The sequence below is a fragment of the Janthinobacterium sp. MP5059B genome (assembly GCF_001758645.1).
Taxonomy (GTDB): Bacteria; Pseudomonadota; Gammaproteobacteria; order Burkholderiales; family Burkholderiaceae_D; genus Janthinobacterium; species Janthinobacterium lividum.
Genome location: NZ_LRHX01000006.1, coordinates 664682 through 684131, shown reverse-complemented (window position 1 = coordinate 684131; position 19450 = coordinate 664682). Strand labels below are relative to the sequence as shown.

Below are 19450 nucleotides of genomic sequence, written 5' to 3'. Positions count from 1 at the left end.
GTTTAGCATGATGAAACTAATTACCCAAGACACAGGAGTACTTACCATGGCAACACCCCCAGAACCGCAATCGGGCGGCCCCTTGCGCAATGCCGAACATGACCGCAGCCTGCATGCAGTCACGGCCACCGTCGCCACCATCGTGCGCCCCGTTCCCAGCGTGCTGCGCGTCACGGCCGGCCTGGCCCGCTCGGGCGACGATCCGCACTGGGCGCTGCCCAACGTGGCCTTCCGCATCCATCTCGACGGCGCCGTCGATGGCGGCGCGTCGCGCATCTACACCGTACGCAGCTATGACGCGGCGGCGTCAGCGTTTACCTTCGATATCGTGCTGCATGAACATGCCAGCCCCATGATGCGCTGGGGCGACAGCCTGCGCGTGGGCGACGCATTCCGACTGACGGGGCCGCGCCCGCAATTCACCGTTCCAGGCGGCAGCGGGCGCAAGCTCGCCCTCTTCCTCGACGAGACGGGCATACCCGCGCTGTATGCCATGTTGCAGCAATGGCCCGCCAACGCGAGCGGCATCGGCTGGGTGGTGACCGATGATGAAGCGGCGTTCCAGGAATTGCCCAAGGTGCCGGGCCTGGCATTGCAGCGCCTCGGCACGGCCCACGTGGCGCCGGACGGGCCGCTGGCCGCCCAGGCCAGGGCGTTACAAGATCCACACGGTTACGCAATCTGGGGCGCCGGCGAACGCGATGAAATGCGCGCCATCCGCCAGCACTTCCGCATCGATGCAGGCCTGGACAAGGAACAGGTGCTGGTGGCCGGCTACTGGAAACGCGGCGTCAGCAATACGCACATCGACGCGCGCCGCAAGCACAGCTTCGAGCAGCTGATCGCCAATGGCGGCACCCTGGCCGACTTCGACGACCTGGCCGTCGAAGTGTGAGCCGTGCCGGTCGCGGCGCGCGCTAGCGGGCGGCGAAGTCGAAGCGCCACGCTTCCTGGCTGCGGTGCAAGGTCACGTCCACTTCGGTAGCCGAAACCGGCATCGCATACTGCGTCATGTCCTGGAAACTCTCCAGGCTGTAGGTCTGGTCCGCTGCCGGCCGCATGGCGACCACAAAATAAAGGCTGGGCAGGTATTCGAAACCGACCGTCATGTTGGCGTCGACATCGGGCATGGTCGCGACCGGCCGGTCGTTCACGTACCAGTTGCAACTGAATGGGATGAATGGGCTGGTCTCGTTCATGACGCCGCATTGCGCCGGCGTCAGCTTCGATTGCGCCAGCGAGGCGGCGGCCGGCTGCAGCAGCGGCGACAAGCCATGCGGGCTCACTGCCGACAGCAGCTGGCCCGGCGCGATGACCTGGCGGCCCGAGACGATGGTGTTCCCGGTGATGCCGAAACTGTTCACATCGGTCGAGATCCTGTCCTCGTAGTGAAACGATTCGGTGGCGCCAGCCGACCCCGTCAACACTTGCCAGGCATGGCTGTGGTAATGGCCCTGCGGGTTTTGCAGCTTCAGGAAAACCAGCACGGAGTTGCCTTGCAAATCGTCTGTTTCCACGTTGTAGCGGACGTTGAATTGAATGCCCATCGCTTGCTCCCTGCCTGGAATCTGCACGAACTCAGGAAAGACAGCGCCGGAGGACGAGTCCGCGATTTCCTCCGGCGCCGGTTGTCACTGCTCATGCCCTGGCTGATGCAGGGCCTGGGCACGCTACTCGCGAACGATTACTGCGCCAGGTAGCGTTCCGAACGGGGACCGTACAGCAAGCCATTCGGCACGCCGGCCGACAGCATGCGCGCATTTGCCGTGCCAGCGAGCGGATGGCTGGCATCGGTGCTGGTGTTGATGATCTGCTTGACGGCCGCCGTCACCAGCATGCCGACCAGGCCGCCGCCACCGCTGTTGTTGCCTTCGTTGCTGGATGCGCTGGCCGCGCCCTGCCACAGCAAGGCGCCCGTCTTCAGGTCGACCAGCTTGGCATCGACCGACACCACCGTCACGCTGTCGATCACGGCATAGGTCGTGCCGTACTTGGAGATCGTCACGTACAGGCCCGCATCGGCGCCAAAGATCTCGTTGAGCTTTTTCGCGTCGACGCCGTGGATATCGGCAGCGTTCGTCAAGCCGTTCTGCTTGAAGGTTTCACCGACCACGGCCACCGGCAGCACATAGTATCCCGCTTCGGCCAGCGGATACGTCACTTGCGCGTAGACGCTGTTGCCGGCATTGACTTCCGGCGAGTTGTTCAACGGCGGCAAGACCACGATGGAGCGGGGCTTGGCCGCCTTGAAGGCGGTGTAATCGTAGGCCGCCTGCTTGGTGGCGCAACCGACCATGAAGATGGCGGGACCCAGGCACAAGGCCATTTTCAACATGCGCGACATCATAATTTCTCGCCTTTTTTCATTTTACCCAACAGGAAGTCCATGTACGGCGTCGATTCCGGGAACAGTTTTTTCTCGTCTTCGAACTGCGCTTCGACCTGTTCCGGCTTGCCCGCGATCGAGTACAGCATGCCCAGGTGGGCATGGAAACCCGGCGGCGCGTGGTTGCCCTTCGCGCCAATCACTTGCAAGTCTTTTTCCATGGCGGCGATCTGCTGTTCAGGGCTTTCACCCTTCAGGTATTCGTACACTTGCGGCTCGTAGCCTTCCCATTGGTACAGGGTCTTCGATTGCGTGGCGCAACCGGTCAGGGCGGCACAGGCGAGCAGCGCCAGCAGGGCTGCGCCCTTGTTCATCATTGTTTTCATGGGATACCTTATTGTTTGCGCATTGCGCCCGCTTCGACACCAGCCACCAGGCGCTCGACCGCTTCGCGCATGGCCAGGTCCAGCACCTTGCCGTTGAGGGTGGCGTCATAGCTGGCGGTGCCGCCAAAACCCAGCACTTCGCGGTTGGACAGGCTGTATTCGCCGGCGCCGGCGGCCGAAAACACGACTTCAGACGTAGCGATATTGACGACGTTCAAGGTGACCTTGGCATAGGCCACTTGCGTCTTGCCGCGGCCCATGATGCCGAACAATTGCTTGTCGCCCACTTCCTTGCGGCCGAATTCGGTCACGTCGCCCGTGACGACGAAATCGGCGCCCTTGATATTCTGGCCCTGCTTCTTGAACTCGGCTTCCTGCTTGAGTTCCGCCATGTTATCGCGGTCGAGCACGTTGAAACGGTTGGACGTTTGCAGGTGCGAAATCAGGATCGTTTTCGACTGGCTGCCCAGGCGGTCGACGCCATCGGAAAAGATGCCGCGCATGAAGTTCGAGCGGTTGTCGAACTTTCCGACAGCGATCAGGGTGCGCGGACCAACGTAGGGACGGGCTGCACTGGCAACCGTGGGGACTGCCACGGCTTGCGAGGTTTCGGAAGCGCAGCCAGCCAAGGCCGCGCCAATCAGCGCTGCAATCAACAACGCGCCGGGTTTATTCTTGTTCATAGTGCCCTTATGATATGGAGGATCAGGAGCAACTTGCGAAATTGATTTTAGGCAAGTTAATTTCCTAATTGCAATTATATGGTATTGCATGTCTCACAATTCTATCCAAAAGTAACAATAACAAGATTGCATTATTGCCAGTGCTGTTCAGGCGGTGCCCGCTTGACTTATCAGGGCCGATTCATTAACTTGACAGTAAAAAACGGTCGGGGTTGAAGGCCGTATGCCACTGCCACCGACAGACCTTGCCCGCCGGCCTGCCTCACCCCGGCGCCCACTCCACTGCAGCTTTTCACATAGATGCGTCTCCAGGCCATGCCGACACACGATCATTCCCCGGCCCATCCGCTGGCCACGGCGCTGGCGCTTTCGCTGGGTGCTGCCGTCGCCCTGGGCCTGTCGCGCTTTTCCTATGGCTTGCTGCTGCCGCCCATGCGTGCCGACCTGGGCTGGTCCTACCTGCTGGCCGGGGCCATGAACACCTTCAATGCGCTCGGCTATTTTCTCGGCGCACTGGCCACGCCGGCCCTGATGCGCCGGCTGGGCGTGTGGCGCTTGCTGATCGTCGGTTCCGTGCTGGCCAGCATCTTCATGCTGATGTCGGGCCTGGTCAGCGACACGACCACCCTGTTCCTGCAGCGCGTGTGCGCGGGCGTGGCCAGCGCCTTCATGTTCATCGCCGGCGGCGTGCTGGCGGCGCGGCTCGGTTCCATGCACAGCCAGCGCGCCGGCTTTTACATCGGCCTGTATTACGGCGGCACGGGCTTTGGCATTGCCTTGTCGGCCCTGCTGGTGCCGGCCGCGCTGGCGTCCGCCCGGGAACACGGCGCCACGCATGCGTGGCAATGGCCCTGGTTGGCACTGGGCATCGCCTGCCTGCTGGCCACCGCCATCATGGCCTTGCCGGCCAAAGCGATCGGCGAAGCGCCACGCGCCCTCGACACGCCGCGGCGCTTCGCCTGGCGCGACTTTACCCCCAGCCTGGCCGGCTACTTCATGTTCGGCGTCGGCTACATCGGCTACATGACCTTTGTCATCGCGCTGCTCAAGCAGCAAGGCATGCCGCCCACCCTGGTCACCGTGTTCTACACTTTATTGGGCCTGGCGGTGGTGGCGTCATCGCGCATCTGGGCGCGCATGCTGGACCGCTACAGGGGCGGCGAATCGCTGGCGATATTGAATGGCGTGCTGGGCGTGGTGACCATCCTGCCCGCGCTGACGAGCTTCACACCCGTCGTGTTCCTCTCCGGCCTGGTCTTCGGCGCCGTATTCCTGTCGGTGGTAGCGTCGACCACGGCCCTGGTGCGGCATAACCTGCCGCAGCAATCCTGGACGGCCGGCATCAGCGCCTACACGACGGTCTTTGCGCTGGGGCAGATCGTCGGCCCCATCGTGGTCGGCTGGATCGCCGACGGCCCGGCCGGACTGGAACGGGGCTTGATCGCCTCGGCCATCGCCCTCTTCATCGGAGCGGCGCTGGCCTCGCGGCAAAAGGCGCTGGCGCCGGCCGCATAGTAGACTACAGGCATAGCCCCCCCTCGAGGAAAGAAGACGATGAACACCGATGCACGAAAAATCCCCGCAACGATGGATGCCGAAACGCTGGAATTCATCCAGGGCCTGTTTGCCCTGGTACGCGAAGGCGATACGCAGCAGCTGGGCGCCATGGTGGCCCAAGGCGTGCCAGTCAACTTCCGCAACGAAAAAGGCGACAGCCTGATCATGCTGGCCAGCTACCATGGTCACCTGGAAACATCGCGCCTGCTGCTCGAAGCGGGCGCCGACGCCAACGTCCCCAACGACCAGGGCCAGACGCCGCTGGCCGGCGTGGCCTATAAAGGCTACCTGGACATCGCCGTGCTGCTGCTACAGCACGGCGCCAGGGTGGACGGCGCCAGCCCGGACGGCAAGACCCCGTTGATGATGGCAGCCATGTTCAACCGCCTGGCCATCCTCGACCTGCTGCTGCAGCACGGCGCCCGCATCGATGCCTTGGACAGCCGCGGCATGACTGCCGTCTCGCTGGCCAAGAGCATGAACGCGCAAGAGACCCTGGCACGGCTGGTCAGCCTGGGCCAAGCGGAATAAACAGGGGTACTGTCTGCCAGTAATCGCGCTACAGCATCGCGGGGGATGGCGCGCGATTACGACCGACAGAGCATCGAACTCTAAGTACCTGCCGCCATCCTTGTCTAGAAAAATGAAGATGCTTCATTTCTACCCCAGAGAGGAGCAGCTCATCAGGAACATCAATGGGATCGTACATTTTACTTATCTAATTTAAAGATAGTACACGCCCATCGGCAAAGCGGGCTTTCCTGATTTTCTGGATTTTCTCATACTTTTAAAAAGATCAATTTTTTCCGGCTCAGCGATCCCAAGTGCCTTCCCTACTCTATCCATTTCTTTTGAAAAATCCATAAAATCTGACCAACTCAATCCCACTGTTACAAATAAAATAATCGGCGCTGTTATAGTCGCAGTAATCAGCATCAACCATAATGGAATATTCCCAAAAAAACCCATTCCAAGAGTAAGGATGTATAATCCTATGCAAAAATACCCACCACATATTAATAGATGATATTTTTTTGCGGTAGTGCCACGTTCAGAATGTGGCTGCATCCATATCTTGTTTTCCTTTACATCAATGACTGCGACAGCGATGAAGTCATTGCCTTTTTGATAGCCGACAACCTGAACCTCGTCCCCGGCTCTAAAACCAACTTCCCAAAAACTCCCGCTAACCCACTTGCCGCCCACGCTCATGCTGAAGCCTGTGACAGGATCTCCGTCACTTGTGGCCGCCTGCGCACTGTGAACAGCGCCTGATTCGCCCGTGGCAGCCTGCACGATCGAGGTCAAACCGGACATTTTTTTGAACGATTCGGCACTCTTCAAATAATTCACATGCATGTCGGAAGTTCTTAAATCCTCAACAACACCGCTGACCAACTTATAGGAGAATTCATGCATATGATTTTCTCGATCGCTGAACTGGCAATATCTTTACAGCAATGCCATCAATTTCGGGGAGGAAGCGACTCAGATCCAACTTGAAAAGTAACGGAAATGTATCGAGGAAATTATCAAGCAGATTGAATTTTGTATTTCGACATGTGTTTTTTCAAGGCCAATTCACAACTATATCCAATAAAACCATCGCTATGATCCTTGAATAAAGTAGCGCCAGCGCGCATATCAAAGTCACTTGGCCTTGGAAAACCATGGGCAGCGAAAATTTCCGTCGCACATATCGAATAATCACGCATGGTTCTGAAGCTCCAATATTCGAAAGGAATCCAGAAAATCAAAGGAACCAGGAGTATAGTGCTACATGCCAAAATTATATATTCTTTTTTTTCAACAGATATATCAACATAGGAAAAAAATGCAGCAAAAGCCATAACCCACATAAACAATATCATATTCCGTGCAAATTTCATGCAATTCCAAAAAAAGGCTCGCTCTCCGCAATAGGTATTCAGTGGCATCAGCAACAAACTATCGTCAATACGGAGCAAACTATGCACATACAGTACATCCTTTCTCTGTGTCACCACCAATTTGACGATATCGCCATCCTTGATCTTGTCAGCGTCTCTAAAAACACCGCATACTACTTTCCCGTTGACCAACCCGGCAAAATTGTACATATCTTCGCCATCGTAAAAACTCAGCATGGCTGCATTTGCCAATGCCCCTGGCATGCCATTGATGACGGCGGCAACGCCGCCAGCCAGATTCTTTTCCGCAAGGCTGCTTTCGATTTTACTAAGTAAATTCACATTTGTTGCAGCCATATGAAATTCTGTGATTTTTCCTTCCACTATGAAAAAATCCTTATCGGAAGATGTATTTTCATTATTCTCTTCAGCCACCATGCGCTTCCTAAGAATTATGGTTGAACCGTCTTTAAGGCCTTCTGCAATTGCATCAATTTTCTCAACAGAATCAAAAGGCCATTCGTCAAGCCACTCTCGTCTTTTCCTCCAGTTGCATGCTTGAAACCGGTTCGCCAATTCGTCATTCCTGATCCACATCAGATATCCATCTTCAATAATTGATGGAGAGGCCGACGTATCAGTTGACCATTCATGTATCAACAGGTAGTCGATTCGATTCCTGTCGCGCATCGAAAAGATGACTTGCAAACACAAGCGTCCGGTCGGCTGAGCTGACCGACGGATGAAATTTACATCAATATCTAAGGTGTCTGCAAATATCTCTACAGAGTAGCGCCCTCGCGCTTAAAGATAATACACACCCATCGGCAAAGCTGGCTTTCCTGATTTTCTGGATTTCCTCGTACTTTTAAAAAGATCAATTTTTTCCGGCTCAGTGATCACTAGCGCCTTTCCTACCCTGTTCATTTCTTTTGCAAAATTCATAAAATCCTTCCAGCTTAATCCAACAGTTACAAACAAAATAATTGGATTAATAAAAGCAGAGCAAATCAAAACAAACCAAATTGGAAACCCAGTAAAAAATCCCAATAAAATTTCAAAAATACATAATCCAATAAAAGAATATCCACAGCATTTTAAAAGATGATATTTTTTTGCAATTGTTCCACGTTCACAATGTGGCTGCATCCATATTTTTTCTTCCTTTACATCAACGACTGCGACAGCGAAAAACTCATTGCCTTTTTCATACCCCACAACCTGAACCTCGTCTCCGTCTCTAAAATCAACCTCCCAAAAACTTCCGGCAACTAACTTACCGCCCACATTCATAGTGAAGCCTGTGACAGGATCTCCGTCACTTGCTGCCGCTTGCGCACTATGAACAGCTCCTGGCTCACCCGCCGCCGCCTGAACTACCGCAGTCAAGCTGGACATTTTTTTGAACGACTCGCCATTCCTCAAATAATTCACGTTCACGTTAGACGTTTTCAAACCACCAACAATTCCACTAATTAGCTGATAAGATAATTCATGCATATTTTTCCTCATGATATTTTTTGATAAGCATCTCCAAGTTCCTCCAATAATACCTGCGGATTTTTTGTACCTTTTACCTTATCCCTCCCAAAAGGACATGTCTCACACCATTCTTTTAAGGCATTTGGCACTACTAGCCATATAATTAGAGTAACAGCCAGTCCCACCATATTAAGGCGAACTGCCCAAGTCATGCTAAATAACCGGTAATATAAAAGTCTCGTTCCTGTCCATTGTACGATTTTCTGACTACTAGTTTTTAGTAGCGGTGCCGCGTAAGATAAACTCGAAAGCAATCCAAATGTAACCGCAATAAATTGCACTACGGATTTTAAAAAGTAAAGAGCTGCAAGATTGTAATTTTCCTTATCCAAATACTTTCTTCCAGTTTCCGCCTCTTTAGCTGCTGAGTAATAACCAGCTGCTGCACTTAGAACGCCACCATACACTTTTAGATATTGAAATGTCACAGACACCTTGTCGCCAACCAAATGTTTCGCTGCATTGGCGCCAATATCAAGAATCGCGGCAGTCGTCGAGCATATGGCCGCACACAATTCACCCAAGGTTTTTTTGTCATCCTTGAATTCCCAAGCAATCTTTACCAAATTAATAACTTCAAGTGTCGCGACAAGCAACGATAAACGATTTTCTTTCAGTGCCGTAGGTCCTTTGGTAGCATCCCCCTTTACCTCCATCCATTTCTTTTCCAGTGCTGCATATTTTTCGCTTTTTAAATCATTCCCCGATCCGATGAAGCTTTTTGCTGTCGACAAGCGACGTACAATATCGGCTCTGGCTAAACCTTCCTGCCTTGCCTGAATTTCTATTGCGCTGATGATGCGACCAGGTTCAACTCCGGCACGCGCCATCATCAAACCTCGAACAGCATATTCAGCGGTGGAATCTGCGCCTCTCTTCAAAAAAGGCCTGAACAGCAAATCTCCAATTGTCATGAACAAGCGATCAAGATCCACCACCTTTATGACCTTAATACCCTCGGAGGCATCTGCAGCTTTCAGCAAGGTATTTTGCATGGTATTGACCTTCTTGTAGATATCGCAGGCCTTTCTGATATGCACTGCCAAAAAATCCATACTGGCCTTACCGACCTCGCTGAAACTTGTTCCTGCTTCTGCCAGCGCAGTATTAAATTGTTCACCAAGCGCTTTCTGATTCAAAGACAGCGCTCGCCAAAGAAGATTCGGCTCATGCGCCTTCATTTCTTTTACCCATTCGGTAATTTTATTCTGTCCTTGAATACTTGAATTCATGCCGTTTATTGCGCTACCAATCTTATCCTCAAAGGCAACGCCATCTTCGATACTTTCCTCATTAAATTCGCTCAAGTAATTAATCAATGATTTTGATTCCAACCACATGATCAGATCATGTGTTCTTTCGTCGATAATATTTTTTGCGTTATCCAGCATCGCATCATATTTCTTCCGGAAGTCCTGATAAGCTCCTGGCTCCAGCATCTCCTCATACTTCGCCCAAGATAGTTCTTTTTCTTTGGCGATCATCGCTGGAGAATTTTCTCTTCTCCTCGCAATAAAGCTGTCCGCATCGGCTTTTACCTTGGCCATCTTGATGCTGCGCGACGGCTCCGGATACGCATTTGCATCATTAAGACGCGCACTAAAACCCATGGTAACCGGCACTTTCTCCCGAGCCCATTGGTCCAACAAATCACATACTTCGGTTTCACGGCCTCTTTGCGGTTCCGCCAGTTTTAATGCCCGATCACGGCGTTCCTGCGTGGAGCTTATTTGAGGAGCATTATTTCGCGTGTCTTCCTGATGCTGCTCTTCGTTCGCAACAGCCGTATTTTCCAGAGTTTTTCTGACGCCTTCTATACCTTGCAATGCAGTCAGTTCCAGTTCTCGTTCTTCACTGTATTTTTTTATCCAACCTGCAGGTTCATTCCGGAAACCGTTGAGCTCATGGGTAATGCCAAATGCATCCCATAGGGCGATAATGACAGGAGCATTACCCTTGGTATTTTTTCCCTCACCGACTGTTTTCATCAATCCAGCCAGTTTTTCGCTTTCACCCTTTCTCAGATGCAAAGCATGGCAAGTACTTTCCATTTTCAGTTTTGTAGCGTTGTAGCTACCATCCACCTTGCTGATTTCGCCAAGTGGCAGCCCGCTGAGACTTATTGAATTGAAATTCTCTTGATACTCAATGACCTTTTCGATATTTTTCTTGGTAGCGGGAAGGCCGTGTCGGTAACCTCCAGCTGTCACCCATATCGAAGGTAAAAAAGTTTGCATACGTTTGTCGCGCAATTTTTCGTCGCTGGCAAACAAAGTGAAAGTTTCTTTACTCCATGCATGGTCTGAAAATGCCAGCCAGACTTTGCCACATTTTTCGGGTTTTTCGATTGATATGATTGAAGCAGGTATATTATGCCCGTCGCGCGAACAGGCCGGCTCAACGCTAATTGGCTTGAGACCGCTGTTAAAATATTGTTTCCACAATGTCCCTGCCTCAGAGACGCTATACACTTCCCATTTGATTTGACTTCCACGCGCATGTTTTTCATAAAAAAGATAGACAAAACCTTTACGCAAGGTGCGCAATGCATACTTGTGATGCTTGAGTTTCACGTCCGTGACTTTATTTCCTAGCGGATCGGGTAGTGTTGCATCAACATCATTTGGCACAACGGCATATCGAACAGGCAGAATAGCCAGTCCAGACTTATTGCAGTTTTCGCATTCTGGGTTTTTGGGATTAGTACAAGCCATAAATTTTCCTGAGCGTCTTTATCTTATTTTTTAGAAAAATAATCTTGTAATTGATCAGCATGGCATCCAGTCACCTCTTCGAGTGCACCGCCATAAAATTCGCCGGCGCCGGTCATGCTCCACACTGCCTGTAGACGCTGATCATCATGGAAATCACTGCCTAGCTGCAAAACATGCAAAGCAAATAACTCACGGTCTTTTTTATCGACGATGCCATATTGCGTAGCGCGTGCCAATGCTGAAAAAACCGCCTGTTCCCATTGCTTCGGCCCAGATTCTCCCCACGTTAGCCACGCGGCATGAAGCGTGGAATAATCATTCACTTGCGCCCACTGCGATGAACTCAAGATCAGCCGCTGTTCAAGCGCTGCATGAGGAAAAAGCGCATGGGTGTCATCCAGACCATGTCGCATCAGGTTTTGCTGCCGGTCAAATGCGATCACACTGCTTACTGGCCCCAGCATCTGACGCTGCTGTTCGACAGTCATCGCCGGCCATAACCATTCGCGGACACCCGGGTCATGGAATCTGAGCAATTTCTCCAGGCCTTGAACTGCATGAATATGGCAATGGCTGGCCCAATGGCGTGCTATGTTTTCCGGCGCTTCGTCACTGATAACCCATCCAGCGATCGCTTGACCGTTACCAGCCCACAGACTGTCCTTTGTCCAAGAGTTCCAGGCAAGTTCGACACTCATTTTGAATAGTTCAGCGCCGGCATATTCATCCAGCGCCAACTCGATCAGATATGGCGCGAACTGCTGATCGAAACGGGGATGTGCAATGGGCACGACTATTTTTCGTTGCTGCACAATCGCATGCGAAGAAAACGGATCTCCTTGTGCAGGATTTACCCATAACAAACATCGGTCATTTGCCGTTTCATGAAATTGTTTATGGAGCAGTTGAAGTGGTGCTTCCCATGCTTGGCTGACAATGACCTCGACCGTCGATTCCATACAAATTCCCCGAGCTACAATGTTTGTGATCCGGCCTGAGTGGCGCTGGCATTCTTACTTGCTTGTTCGCACCCCTTGAGCTCACCCGCCGGCAATTGCTTTACCGCGCTACTGCTGGCCGGCCCCGTGAGCTCCTTCATGCCGGCCTTGAATTCCATCTTGCCGGGTCCATGAATCTCGATATTGCCGCCTTCGAGCTTGATATAGGCGCCCTGCACCGTCATCAGCACATGCTGCTTGCCGCTGATGTTGACGCTTTTGCTGACGCTGGCCACGGTCACGGCCTTGTCTGCGGTTAATTTTGTTTCATCGGACTGGCTCTGGCTGCTGACCTTGCCGCTGGCCGCGTGCAGGCGGATGCCCGTTTCCTGGTTGGGTTTGTCGGGCTTGCTGGCCTTGCCATAAGTAAACAGGCTGATGCCGGAACTGATCGCATGGAAATGGTTGCCTTGCGCGCCGAAATTGATGTCCTGCCCTGCCGCGATGCTGCTGGTATTGCCGGCGGCGAAAAGGGCGTTGAGCGGCGTGGTGGCGGCGATGCCGGCCGGACTGGACAATTGCAGCTGCGGCGCGCCATAGGCCGTCACCTGGCCGTCGCCCGTGCCCGTCGTGCCCTTGAGCATTTCGATGCTGTTCGCCAATTGCTTCAGCGCCGGCAGCGTATCGGGCGACGCTTCGGCCTGGCCTTGCCCACCGCCTAACACAGCCTTGTGCTTTTGCGCCGTCTCGGCAAGCGAAGTCAGCAAGGCCAGGCTCTGTTCGATCTGGGCCGTGGCTTCCTTGGTATCCATCTGCGTGCCGCTGGCATTGGTGCGTCCGTCGGTCGACAGCAGCAGCCCCTGCCCTGCACGCAGCGCGGCACTGTGCTCGGTTTTCAGTTCCGCGCCAAAGCCGGCGGCGGCCAGCCGCTGGTTGTCCGTCTGATGGCGCAAGTGTCCCAGGTTCAGCTCGGCAGTGCCCTGGTGTGCGCCGGCATGGCGCTGCAGGGCCACGCGCGGCTGGCCCGGGCTGTCGTCGAATACCAGCTGGCTGTACGCCGCGCCGCCCTGCTGGCTGGCTTGCATGGCCTGGCTCTTGATGCCGGACAGTGCGGCCGGGTGGGCATGCGCGCCCGCTTCCCCCGGAAACCAGGCCGGCGCATTGCCGGTGGCCGGCCCGGCGCCATGGGCCACGCGGTTATTCTGGGCGTCGGCCGTGCCTTGGCCGTTGTAGACGGTACCGATCACCAGCGGCCGGTCGATATTGCCTTCCAGGAAATCGATCAATACTTCCTGGCCGATGCGCGGCAAGGCATGGCCGCCCCAGTTGGCGCCCGCCACCGGCGCCATCGTGGAGGCCACGCGCACCCAGGTGCCGGCACTGTCGTCGCCTGGCGCGCCGGTATGCTTGCCGCCTTGCGGATGGTCGAGGCGGCTGTGGCTCATGACGCCGCGCTGCCAGTGAAATTGCACCTTGATGCGGTGGTCGCGGTCGGTGTGAATCACGGCGCCGGCCGGACCCACCACGACAGCCGTCTGCTGGCCATGCACGGTCGGGCGCGGATGCAGCAGCTGGCCATGCTGGTCCTTGCCGCTGGCGCGATAAGGAATATTACTGCGGATGGCATCGATGCGGTTGCGGTACAGGGGCCGCTCGGCAATGGCGCCCAGCAGCGCGGGCATGCGGTGCAGGCTGCCGGCTTGCTCCTTGCGGATGGCCGCATCGAGCAAGCCCGTCTTGAGCGTTTGCACAATGGACGACTGCAGATCCGCGCTCAGGTTGTTGTGCATCAGGTGGACCGTGCGCACGATCAGGAAGCTGCGCTCGTCGTCGCTGCCCGCCTGGTCGAACACCGGCTGCCCCTGCAAGCTAAACGTGGTGCCCGGCGACAAGGTACGCACGGTACCGGCCGCCACGTGGACTTCCTTGCCCGCTTCCAGCGCCTGCAACTGGTTGCGCGCGATGCGCTGGCCCTGCTCGCGCGAGGCATAGGCATAGGCCCCGGGCGCGTCGCGGCTGAGCAGCTCCACGCCCTGCACCGGACCTGCCGCGCTGGCGACGCGCTGGTCGAGCGAGCGGTAATCCCAGCTGCCCAGTTCGATGGCATTGGTCTGCTGGCGCAATTCGGTGCGCCAGCGGTCGATGCTGTCAACCTTCATGACGGCGCCCGGCTGCGTGAAATTGATGCTGCTCTGGGCATTCGGCTTGAACGCGCCGTTATGGTCCGCGATCACCAGGCAGTGGCTGCCCAGACTGGGGCTGCCGGGATCGCCGCCGTGTTCGTAGTAATAGAACAGCCCTTCCTCGTGCATCAGGCGCTGCGCGTAGGCCCAGTCGCTTTCCTGGTACTGGGTGCTCAGGCTGCGCTTCGGGTATGCCGCGCGGTCAAGGATATCGAAACGCCAGACCGGCGCCAGCTTGCCTTGCGCCTGGTAAGCGGCAAACAGCGCATCGAGGATGTCGAATACCGTCATGTCCTGGAACACGCGGCTGTCGCGGCCGTGGGCAAGAAACGCGCTCCAGGGTTCCAGGGTCAGGTGATAGCGCGCCATGCCGCCGTTCGCGCCAACCAGCTCGACGGCGGTGATATGGCCGTGGAACGGGCGCAGCGCGTCGGCACTGGTAGCGGTCAGCAATTGCAGCAGGGCCGGCTGGCCAATCAGGGTACGCAAGGAAATGGCGGCGTCCGTCGACAAGGCCGCAATCTGGAACACGAAGCCCGTGCTCAAGCCTTCCTCGCCGCGCACGCATTCGGCCAACAGGCGGTCAGCACCGAGGGGCGTGGTCAGCTGTAGCAATCTGCTGGCTTGCGTGAAACTGGCGGGCAAGGACATCGACATCCGGAACTCCATCACGCGGCTTCCCGCATAAAATTAGTAAATAAGCATTTTTATCGAAGCCATTACACCCTAGAAATTTTTTTATAGCAAGAGTGTTTCGATTGAAATTTCGGCTCAGCAATCATTGCGTGCCGCTCAGACCGCGCAACTCCGGCATGGCCGGTTCGGTGGGCCGCAAATGCGTACTCTTCAACAAGGTTTCCAGGCGCGCGTAGCTGCTCTTGAAAGGCGGCGGATTCTGCTTCAGTTCCGGTGCCTGCTCCATGCTGCGGCTGCCTAGTTCGATCAGGATGTAGGGCAGCACCGCCGTGCCCAGCCATCCCGCGTAACCGGTGAATACCGTATAGGTTTCAAACGGCGCGCTGCCTGGCCGCTCCACTTTCAGCGCCACGCCGCCCTGCTGCGCCGTCAGCGCGCCGATGCGGACGCTACGGGGCGCGATGCGTTCGACAATGAAAGGCTTGGCCTCCTGCTCGCCGCGGCTGCCGAACTGGCCGATGCCGCCGGTGGCGGCCGCCTGGACCAGCGGCACCTTCAAGGCGCGCGGATCGACGTTGCCGGTGCTGATCGTATATAACACGCCGGGCGCGTCGGGCCAGCGCAAGGACTGCTTGATAGCGCTGACCGTCTTGCCATCGTCAGCGATAAAACCATGCGGAATGCACAGGCCCAGCTCTTTCGGCACTTCATTGGCGGCGCGCGGGCGGAAGCTTTTCAGGAAGCGGATGAACTGCTGGCCATGCGCCGCCTCGCTATTGTTGTCGCGAATTTCTTGCATGGATTCAAACACATACACATACTCGCCGCGCTGCAGGTGGCTGCGATAGATGGAATAGCGGGTGGGGTTAGCCGTTCCCGAACCTTCGCTGCTGCGGTAACCGTCACTGTCGGGCAGGCCGGAATCAAATGTCTGGTAGTTGCTTTGCAGTTCCTTGATCTGCGCCTGCCGGCCGGTGAGCGCCTTTTGCGCCAGATAGCTCGCCTGGCGGGTCTTCGCGTTGGCGGGCTGGCCTTTCAATGCGGCCAGTTCCGCCTCATCGTCCTTGAGCAGCGCCTGCAGGCGGTCGATCCTGGGTTGCGGCATGGCTTCCCGCAAGGCGGCCATATCTTCCTTGTCTAGCGGCCCCAGCACGCCGATGCGGACATTTCCAACCTGTATCTCATCACCCTGGTGAAATACGTCTTCGCTGAAAGACCGGTAAAAGATGCCCGTGTCGGACGCGTCCTTGTAGCGGGTCGGCCACTGTACCGGTGCATGCACGTCGAACACCAGCCGCCCCAGGCACTCGCGCGCCATGCCGGCCGGCGTCGCGTACCCGGGCGCGGTCGCCTGCATCAGTTCCTGCGCCGTGGGCTTGCGCGATGGCGCCGCCGGATCGGCCTGGTTGGCAGCCATGCCCTCGCCATACGCACCGGCAAACAGCAGGAGAGTGGCGAGATGGCATGCGGCAAAACGCGGAAGACAAACTATCATCATGGCTACCAATCAAAAAAAACACTGTTCTTCAGGCCGAGCTTTCGCCCTGCCCGGCTGGCGGGCGCTTGCCTGATTCAACCTGGGCGTAGGTTTCTTGCGGCAATGGATGGTCTGCATCGCGCGGCGGTTTCTTCTCCTGATGGGCCAGCAGGGTCAGATTCATGCCTGAAATATTGTTTTCGCCGGCCGTCCAGGTGACCGGCAAGGCCACGATAAATCCCTCGACACCCACCGGCGCCGATTCGGGCGCGCGCGTTTGCGCCTCCCAGGAATGCGATTTGTCGCGCAAGATATCGGCATCGCGCCAGAAGCGCTCGTGGAACGGCATGTGGTGCTCCAGGCTGCGCGTCCTGGCATTCCAGGTGGGCCAGATCGAACTGGGCTTGCCGCTTGGACGGGCCAGGAAAGCGAAGGCCTTGGCATACGCTTCCGCATTGGCCAGCGCCAATTTTTGAATCGCCTCCCAGGTGTCCGGAGCCGCCGGACGCAACAGGTGCTTGATCAAGCCCTTGGCCGGGGTGGCGCCATCGGTCAGGCCGAACAGTTTTTTCCACAGGCGCACCCGCAAGTCATGCACGTTGACGCTGACCTTGTCGCTATCGACACCATCGAGCTCGACATCGGTCTGATTGTCATCCCTGACGACGACCGCCAGTTCCGAATCGCGCCCGCCCAGCTGGCTGCGGTCGTTGATATTGGCGCTGCCCAGGATCGCCACCCTGTCGTCGGCGATCAACAGCTTGGAGTGCACATAAATCTGCTCCGTCACGTGACGCGTGCCCAGGGTTTCCCAGGAACGCAAGTTGAGCAAGGTCAGGTAGCTGGTCCACTTGTCGCCGGCCAGTTCGGCCAGCCGGTCCGGCGCGTAGCCGGCAACGGTTTTCCTGGCCTCTTCCGCCCCCAGTTTTTTGCTCTTGCGCAGATCCCGCACCAGGATGGCGCGCCGGATCCGGTTGACCAGGCTATCCTTGCCGAACACCAGCGACTGCATCGTCAAATGCAGCTGCGTCATGATATTGAGGGTGTCGAGCGTGCCTTCCGGATGCACCGGCAGCACCATGTAGACATGGAAGGGCAAGCCATCGTTGATGGCCCGCTCGATGCGCTGCGACAATGCCAGGCCGATCGGATTGAGAATGCCTGGCTCTTCCTTGCCCATCATGCGGGTTGAGGTGATATCGGCGTAGTTGCTCATCACATTGAACAGATCGGCCATGAAATCGCTGCCGCCACCGGTAATGTCGGCCTTGACATCGTCGATCTGCGACCAGATCAGCTTGTCGATCATGTCTGCCGGCGGCACGCCATACACGCCGAGCTGCCGCGCATACTTTTCATAGGCCGGCGACTTGCTGATGTCGAGCAGCGCCGCCATCGGACCGGACAGCGGCCTGGTCTTGCTCGCATCGCTGCCATATTCCGACTGGAAAAACTGGCCTTCGATGTAGATGAACTTCTGCGCCCCATTAATTGCCGTCAACATCGCCTTCAGACAGTTGTTCTGCGGCCATTCCGGCCTGGCCGCGGGTTTGCTGCCGCGCGCATGTGCGGCCAGCTCGTCATTGAGCAACCTCATCGGCGCGCTGCGCAACACTTGCACCCAAGCATCTCCCGCCGGCTTCGCAGGCGTTTTGGGCGGCGGCGCGGCGGCGATGCGCTGCAAGACCAGCCTGGGCGTGCCGGACATGCCCAGCGCCTGGAACATCTTGATCAGCGAAGGCGGCATGCTGGCCTGGTACGATTTTTCATATCGCTGGGCAATGCCGTTCCAGCGCTCGATGAAATTGCGGCTCAAGTCGCTGACCGACGGCCCGACGATGGCCGCATGCACATCGTGCCATGGCATGCGCGGCTGCGTGGCGGCGAAGGTCTTGGCCCCGGTCGGCATGATCTTGCGCAATTTTTTCAGGTTTTCATAGCGCGTGGGACGCGCGTCGGCCAAGGTCGACAGATAAGTGAGGACGCCGATCACGAAGGTCTCGATCAGCTTGACCGTGCCGCTGCGCAATTCGGGCGGCAGCTTGTTCAGCGAGCCGGCGTTCAGCCAGGACATCAGCGCCGTGCCACCGTCAATCACATGCGCGCTGCCCGTGGTGCGCACGGCATCGACCTTGTCGCGCAAGCCTTTGTCGAGCTGGCCGTAAGCCCAGCGCGATATATCCTGCGCAACATCGATCGGTATGTCTTGCAGCTTGCCGATAAAGTCGGGCATCAGGTCGATCGCATCCCATTTGGCGGAAATATTCCTCGATATCCGCGCGATGCCGTCCTTGGCGTCCTGCACCACGTCGAGCGCGACGGCGATCGGCCTGATCGTGGCCGAGGTGGCAAACGTGGCCGCGCCACCGACTTTTCCGCCGATGCAGCCGGCCAGCAGTTCGGCGCGCGTCAGGTAGGCCGTTTGCGCTTCATGGTTCATCGGCTCGATGGCCGGGATGCAGGTGTTGTACACCTCGTTGCCCTTGCGCGTGCCGTGGCTGAGGGCGAACTTGCCGTTGTCGCGGCGGCCGTAGGCAAGGTCGATGCCGCCGACAAACGCGCGCTCATTGTCGATCACCACGAGTTTCTGGTGATGGGAAAAGCCGATGCCCAGCATGCCTTCCATGTCGCTCTGGGCGATCGCCGGCAAGGCGAACGCCTTGGCGGGGCCGCCGACGCCTGCATTGAGCTGGAAGATCGCCAGCACGGTTTCGAAGTCGCCCGTATCGACCCCGACCTTGGGAGACAGCCACGGCATCACATACACTTTCGGATGGTGGCGATTGCTTATCGCCGTTTCCAGGCATTCGAACAAGGTCTTGCCCGCCGTCAGTTCGACATCGAAATTGACTTGCCAGCCCGTAATAAAAATCGATTTCTTGGCGCCTTCGATCGCTTTCGCCACTGCCGTGAAATACTCTTCGCCGGTGACATAGAATTCGACCTGGTTGCCCTTTTGCTGTTCAGAAAAGATGCTGCCCCACTTTTGCTCGGGGAAATTCGGCAGTTCTTCGCCATCGTGCACGAAACAGCCAGGCGCCGACGTGGCCGGCGCGCTCGGCGTACCGTCCTTGCCCGTCAGCTGGGAGATATTTTTATTTGTCATGACGCATGTCGCA

15 protein-coding genes are annotated in these 19450 nt (G+C 56.6%); 3 read left to right on the top strand and 12 right to left on the bottom strand.

From position 1 onward, the window contains the following. The first annotated feature begins 46 nt into the window (after positions 1–46). Positions 47–895: an SIP domain-containing protein gene (locus tag JAB1_RS07735; protein ID WP_070279370.1), complete on the top strand. Its 849-nt coding sequence runs from the start codon at positions 47–49 to the stop codon at positions 893–895. A 22-nt stretch (positions 896–917) separates the two neighbouring features. On the opposite strand, the gene JAB1_RS07730 is transcribed toward JAB1_RS07735, so the two are convergent. From JAB1_RS07730 to JAB1_RS07715, 4 genes are all read right to left on the bottom strand, one after another. Then, positions 918–1547, bottom strand: a complete 630-nt coding sequence (locus tag JAB1_RS07730; RefSeq protein ID WP_070279369.1) for a hypothetical protein — start codon at positions 1545–1547, stop codon at positions 918–920. A 137-nt stretch (positions 1548–1684) separates the two neighbouring features. Beyond that, a complete protein-coding gene (locus tag JAB1_RS07725; RefSeq protein WP_225242261.1) occupies positions 1685–2296 on the bottom strand; it encodes a DUF799 domain-containing protein in 612 nt (203 codons plus the stop codon). Positions 2297–2343: 47 nt separating this feature from the next. After that, on the bottom strand, positions 2344–2712 hold the full coding sequence (locus JAB1_RS07720) for a DUF4810 domain-containing protein (protein WP_230521897.1): 369 nt from the start codon (positions 2710–2712) through the stop codon (positions 2344–2346). 8 nt (positions 2713–2720) lie between these two features. Further along, on the bottom strand, positions 2721–3395 hold the full coding sequence (locus JAB1_RS07715; RefSeq protein ID WP_070279368.1) for a CsgG/HfaB family protein: 675 nt from the start codon (positions 3393–3395) through the stop codon (positions 2721–2723). A gap of 315 nt (positions 3396–3710) precedes the next feature. On the opposite strand from JAB1_RS07715, the gene JAB1_RS07710 reads away from it, so the two are divergent. Both JAB1_RS07710 and JAB1_RS07705 read left to right on the top strand, forming a co-directional pair. Continuing rightward, positions 3711–4910 carry a YbfB/YjiJ family MFS transporter gene (locus tag JAB1_RS07710; protein ID WP_070279837.1) on the top strand — a complete coding sequence of 400 codons (1200 nt, stop codon included), beginning with the start codon at positions 3711–3713 and terminating at the stop codon, positions 4908–4910. A 39-nt stretch (positions 4911–4949) separates the two neighbouring features. Continuing rightward, positions 4950–5483: an ankyrin repeat domain-containing protein gene (locus JAB1_RS07705; RefSeq protein ID WP_070279367.1), complete on the top strand. Its 534-nt coding sequence runs from the start codon at positions 4950–4952 to the stop codon at positions 5481–5483. A 192-nt stretch (positions 5484–5675) separates the two neighbouring features. On the opposite strand, the gene JAB1_RS07700 is transcribed toward JAB1_RS07705, so the two are convergent. From JAB1_RS07700 to JAB1_RS07665, 8 genes are all read right to left on the bottom strand, one after another. Further along, positions 5676–6371: a putative type VI secretion system effector gene (locus tag JAB1_RS07700; RefSeq protein ID WP_070279366.1), complete on the bottom strand. Its 696-nt coding sequence runs from the start codon at positions 6369–6371 to the stop codon at positions 5676–5678. 113 nt (positions 6372–6484) lie between these two features. Then, the gene (locus tag JAB1_RS07695) at positions 6485–7549 is read right to left on the bottom strand and encodes a hypothetical protein (protein ID WP_139144471.1); all 1065 of its coding nucleotides are present in this window, start codon (positions 7547–7549) and stop codon (positions 6485–6487) included. Between the two features lie 96 nt (positions 7550–7645). Next, on the bottom strand, positions 7646–8341 hold the full coding sequence (locus tag JAB1_RS29485; RefSeq protein ID WP_139144470.1) for a putative type VI secretion system effector: 696 nt from the start codon (positions 8339–8341) through the stop codon (positions 7646–7648). An 8-nt stretch (positions 8342–8349) separates the two neighbouring features. After that, positions 8350–11097, bottom strand: a complete 2748-nt coding sequence (locus JAB1_RS29480; RefSeq protein ID WP_139144469.1) for a T6SS effector BTH_I2691 family protein — start codon at positions 11095–11097, stop codon at positions 8350–8352. Between the two features lie 23 nt (positions 11098–11120). Continuing rightward, complete coding sequence (locus JAB1_RS07680; protein WP_070279363.1) at positions 11121–12056, bottom strand: DUF4123 domain-containing protein; 936 nt, start codon at positions 12054–12056, stop codon at positions 11121–11123. A gap of 14 nt (positions 12057–12070) precedes the next feature. Next, positions 12071–14875, bottom strand: a complete 2805-nt coding sequence (locus JAB1_RS07675; RefSeq protein ID WP_139144468.1) for a type VI secretion system Vgr family protein — start codon at positions 14873–14875, stop codon at positions 12071–12073. A gap of 121 nt (positions 14876–14996) precedes the next feature. Beyond that, positions 14997–16271 carry a T6SS immunity protein Tli4 family protein gene (locus JAB1_RS07670; RefSeq protein WP_070279361.1) on the bottom strand — a complete coding sequence of 425 codons (1275 nt, stop codon included), beginning with the start codon at positions 16269–16271 and terminating at the stop codon, positions 14997–14999. 109 nt (positions 16272–16380) lie between these two features. Next, the gene (locus JAB1_RS07665; RefSeq protein WP_070279360.1) at positions 16381–19437 is read right to left on the bottom strand and encodes a phospholipase; all 3057 of its coding nucleotides are present in this window, start codon (positions 19435–19437) and stop codon (positions 16381–16383) included. Positions 19438–19450 lie beyond the last annotated feature (13 nt).

What these genes read in the sequence shown, in the direction of transcription:
- JAB1_RS07735 (WP_070279370.1), top strand. Translation starts at nt 47, where the DNA reads ATGGCAACACCCCCAGAACCGCAATCGGGCGGCCCCTTGCGCAATGCC.
- JAB1_RS07730 (WP_070279369.1), bottom strand. Translation starts at nt 1,547, where the DNA reads ATGGGCATTCAATTCAACGTCCGCTACAACGTGGAAACAGACGATTTG.
- JAB1_RS07725 (WP_225242261.1), bottom strand. Translation starts at nt 2,296, where the DNA reads ATGGTCGGTTGCGCCACCAAGCAGGCGGCCTACGATTACACCGCCTTC.
- JAB1_RS07720 (WP_230521897.1), bottom strand. Translation starts at nt 2,712, where the DNA reads ATGAAAACAATGATGAACAAGGGCGCAGCCCTGCTGGCGCTGCTCGCC.
- JAB1_RS07715 (WP_070279368.1), bottom strand. Translation starts at nt 3,395, where the DNA reads ATGAACAAGAATAAACCCGGCGCGTTGTTGATTGCAGCGCTGATTGGC.
- JAB1_RS07710 (WP_070279837.1), top strand. Translation starts at nt 3,711, where the DNA reads ATGCCGACACACGATCATTCCCCGGCCCATCCGCTGGCCACGGCGCTG.
- JAB1_RS07705 (WP_070279367.1), top strand. Translation starts at nt 4,950, where the DNA reads ATGAACACCGATGCACGAAAAATCCCCGCAACGATGGATGCCGAAACG.
- JAB1_RS07700 (WP_070279366.1), bottom strand. Translation starts at nt 6,371, where the DNA reads ATGCATGAATTCTCCTATAAGTTGGTCAGCGGTGTTGTTGAGGATTTA.
- JAB1_RS29485 (WP_139144470.1), bottom strand. Translation starts at nt 8,341, where the DNA reads ATGCATGAATTATCTTATCAGCTAATTAGTGGAATTGTTGGTGGTTTG.
- JAB1_RS29480 (WP_139144469.1), bottom strand. Translation starts at nt 11,097, where the DNA reads ATGGCTTGTACTAATCCCAAAAACCCAGAATGCGAAAACTGCAATAAG.
- JAB1_RS07680 (WP_070279363.1), bottom strand. Translation starts at nt 12,056, where the DNA reads ATGGAATCGACGGTCGAGGTCATTGTCAGCCAAGCATGGGAAGCACCA.
- JAB1_RS07675 (WP_139144468.1), bottom strand. Translation starts at nt 14,875, where the DNA reads ATGTCGATGTCCTTGCCCGCCAGTTTCACGCAAGCCAGCAGATTGCTA.
- JAB1_RS07670 (WP_070279361.1), bottom strand. Translation starts at nt 16,271, where the DNA reads ATGGCTGCCAACCAGGCCGATCCGGCGGCGCCATCGCGCAAGCCCACG.
- JAB1_RS07665 (WP_070279360.1), bottom strand. Translation starts at nt 19,437, where the DNA reads ATGACAAATAAAAATATCTCCCAGCTGACGGGCAAGGACGGTACGCCG.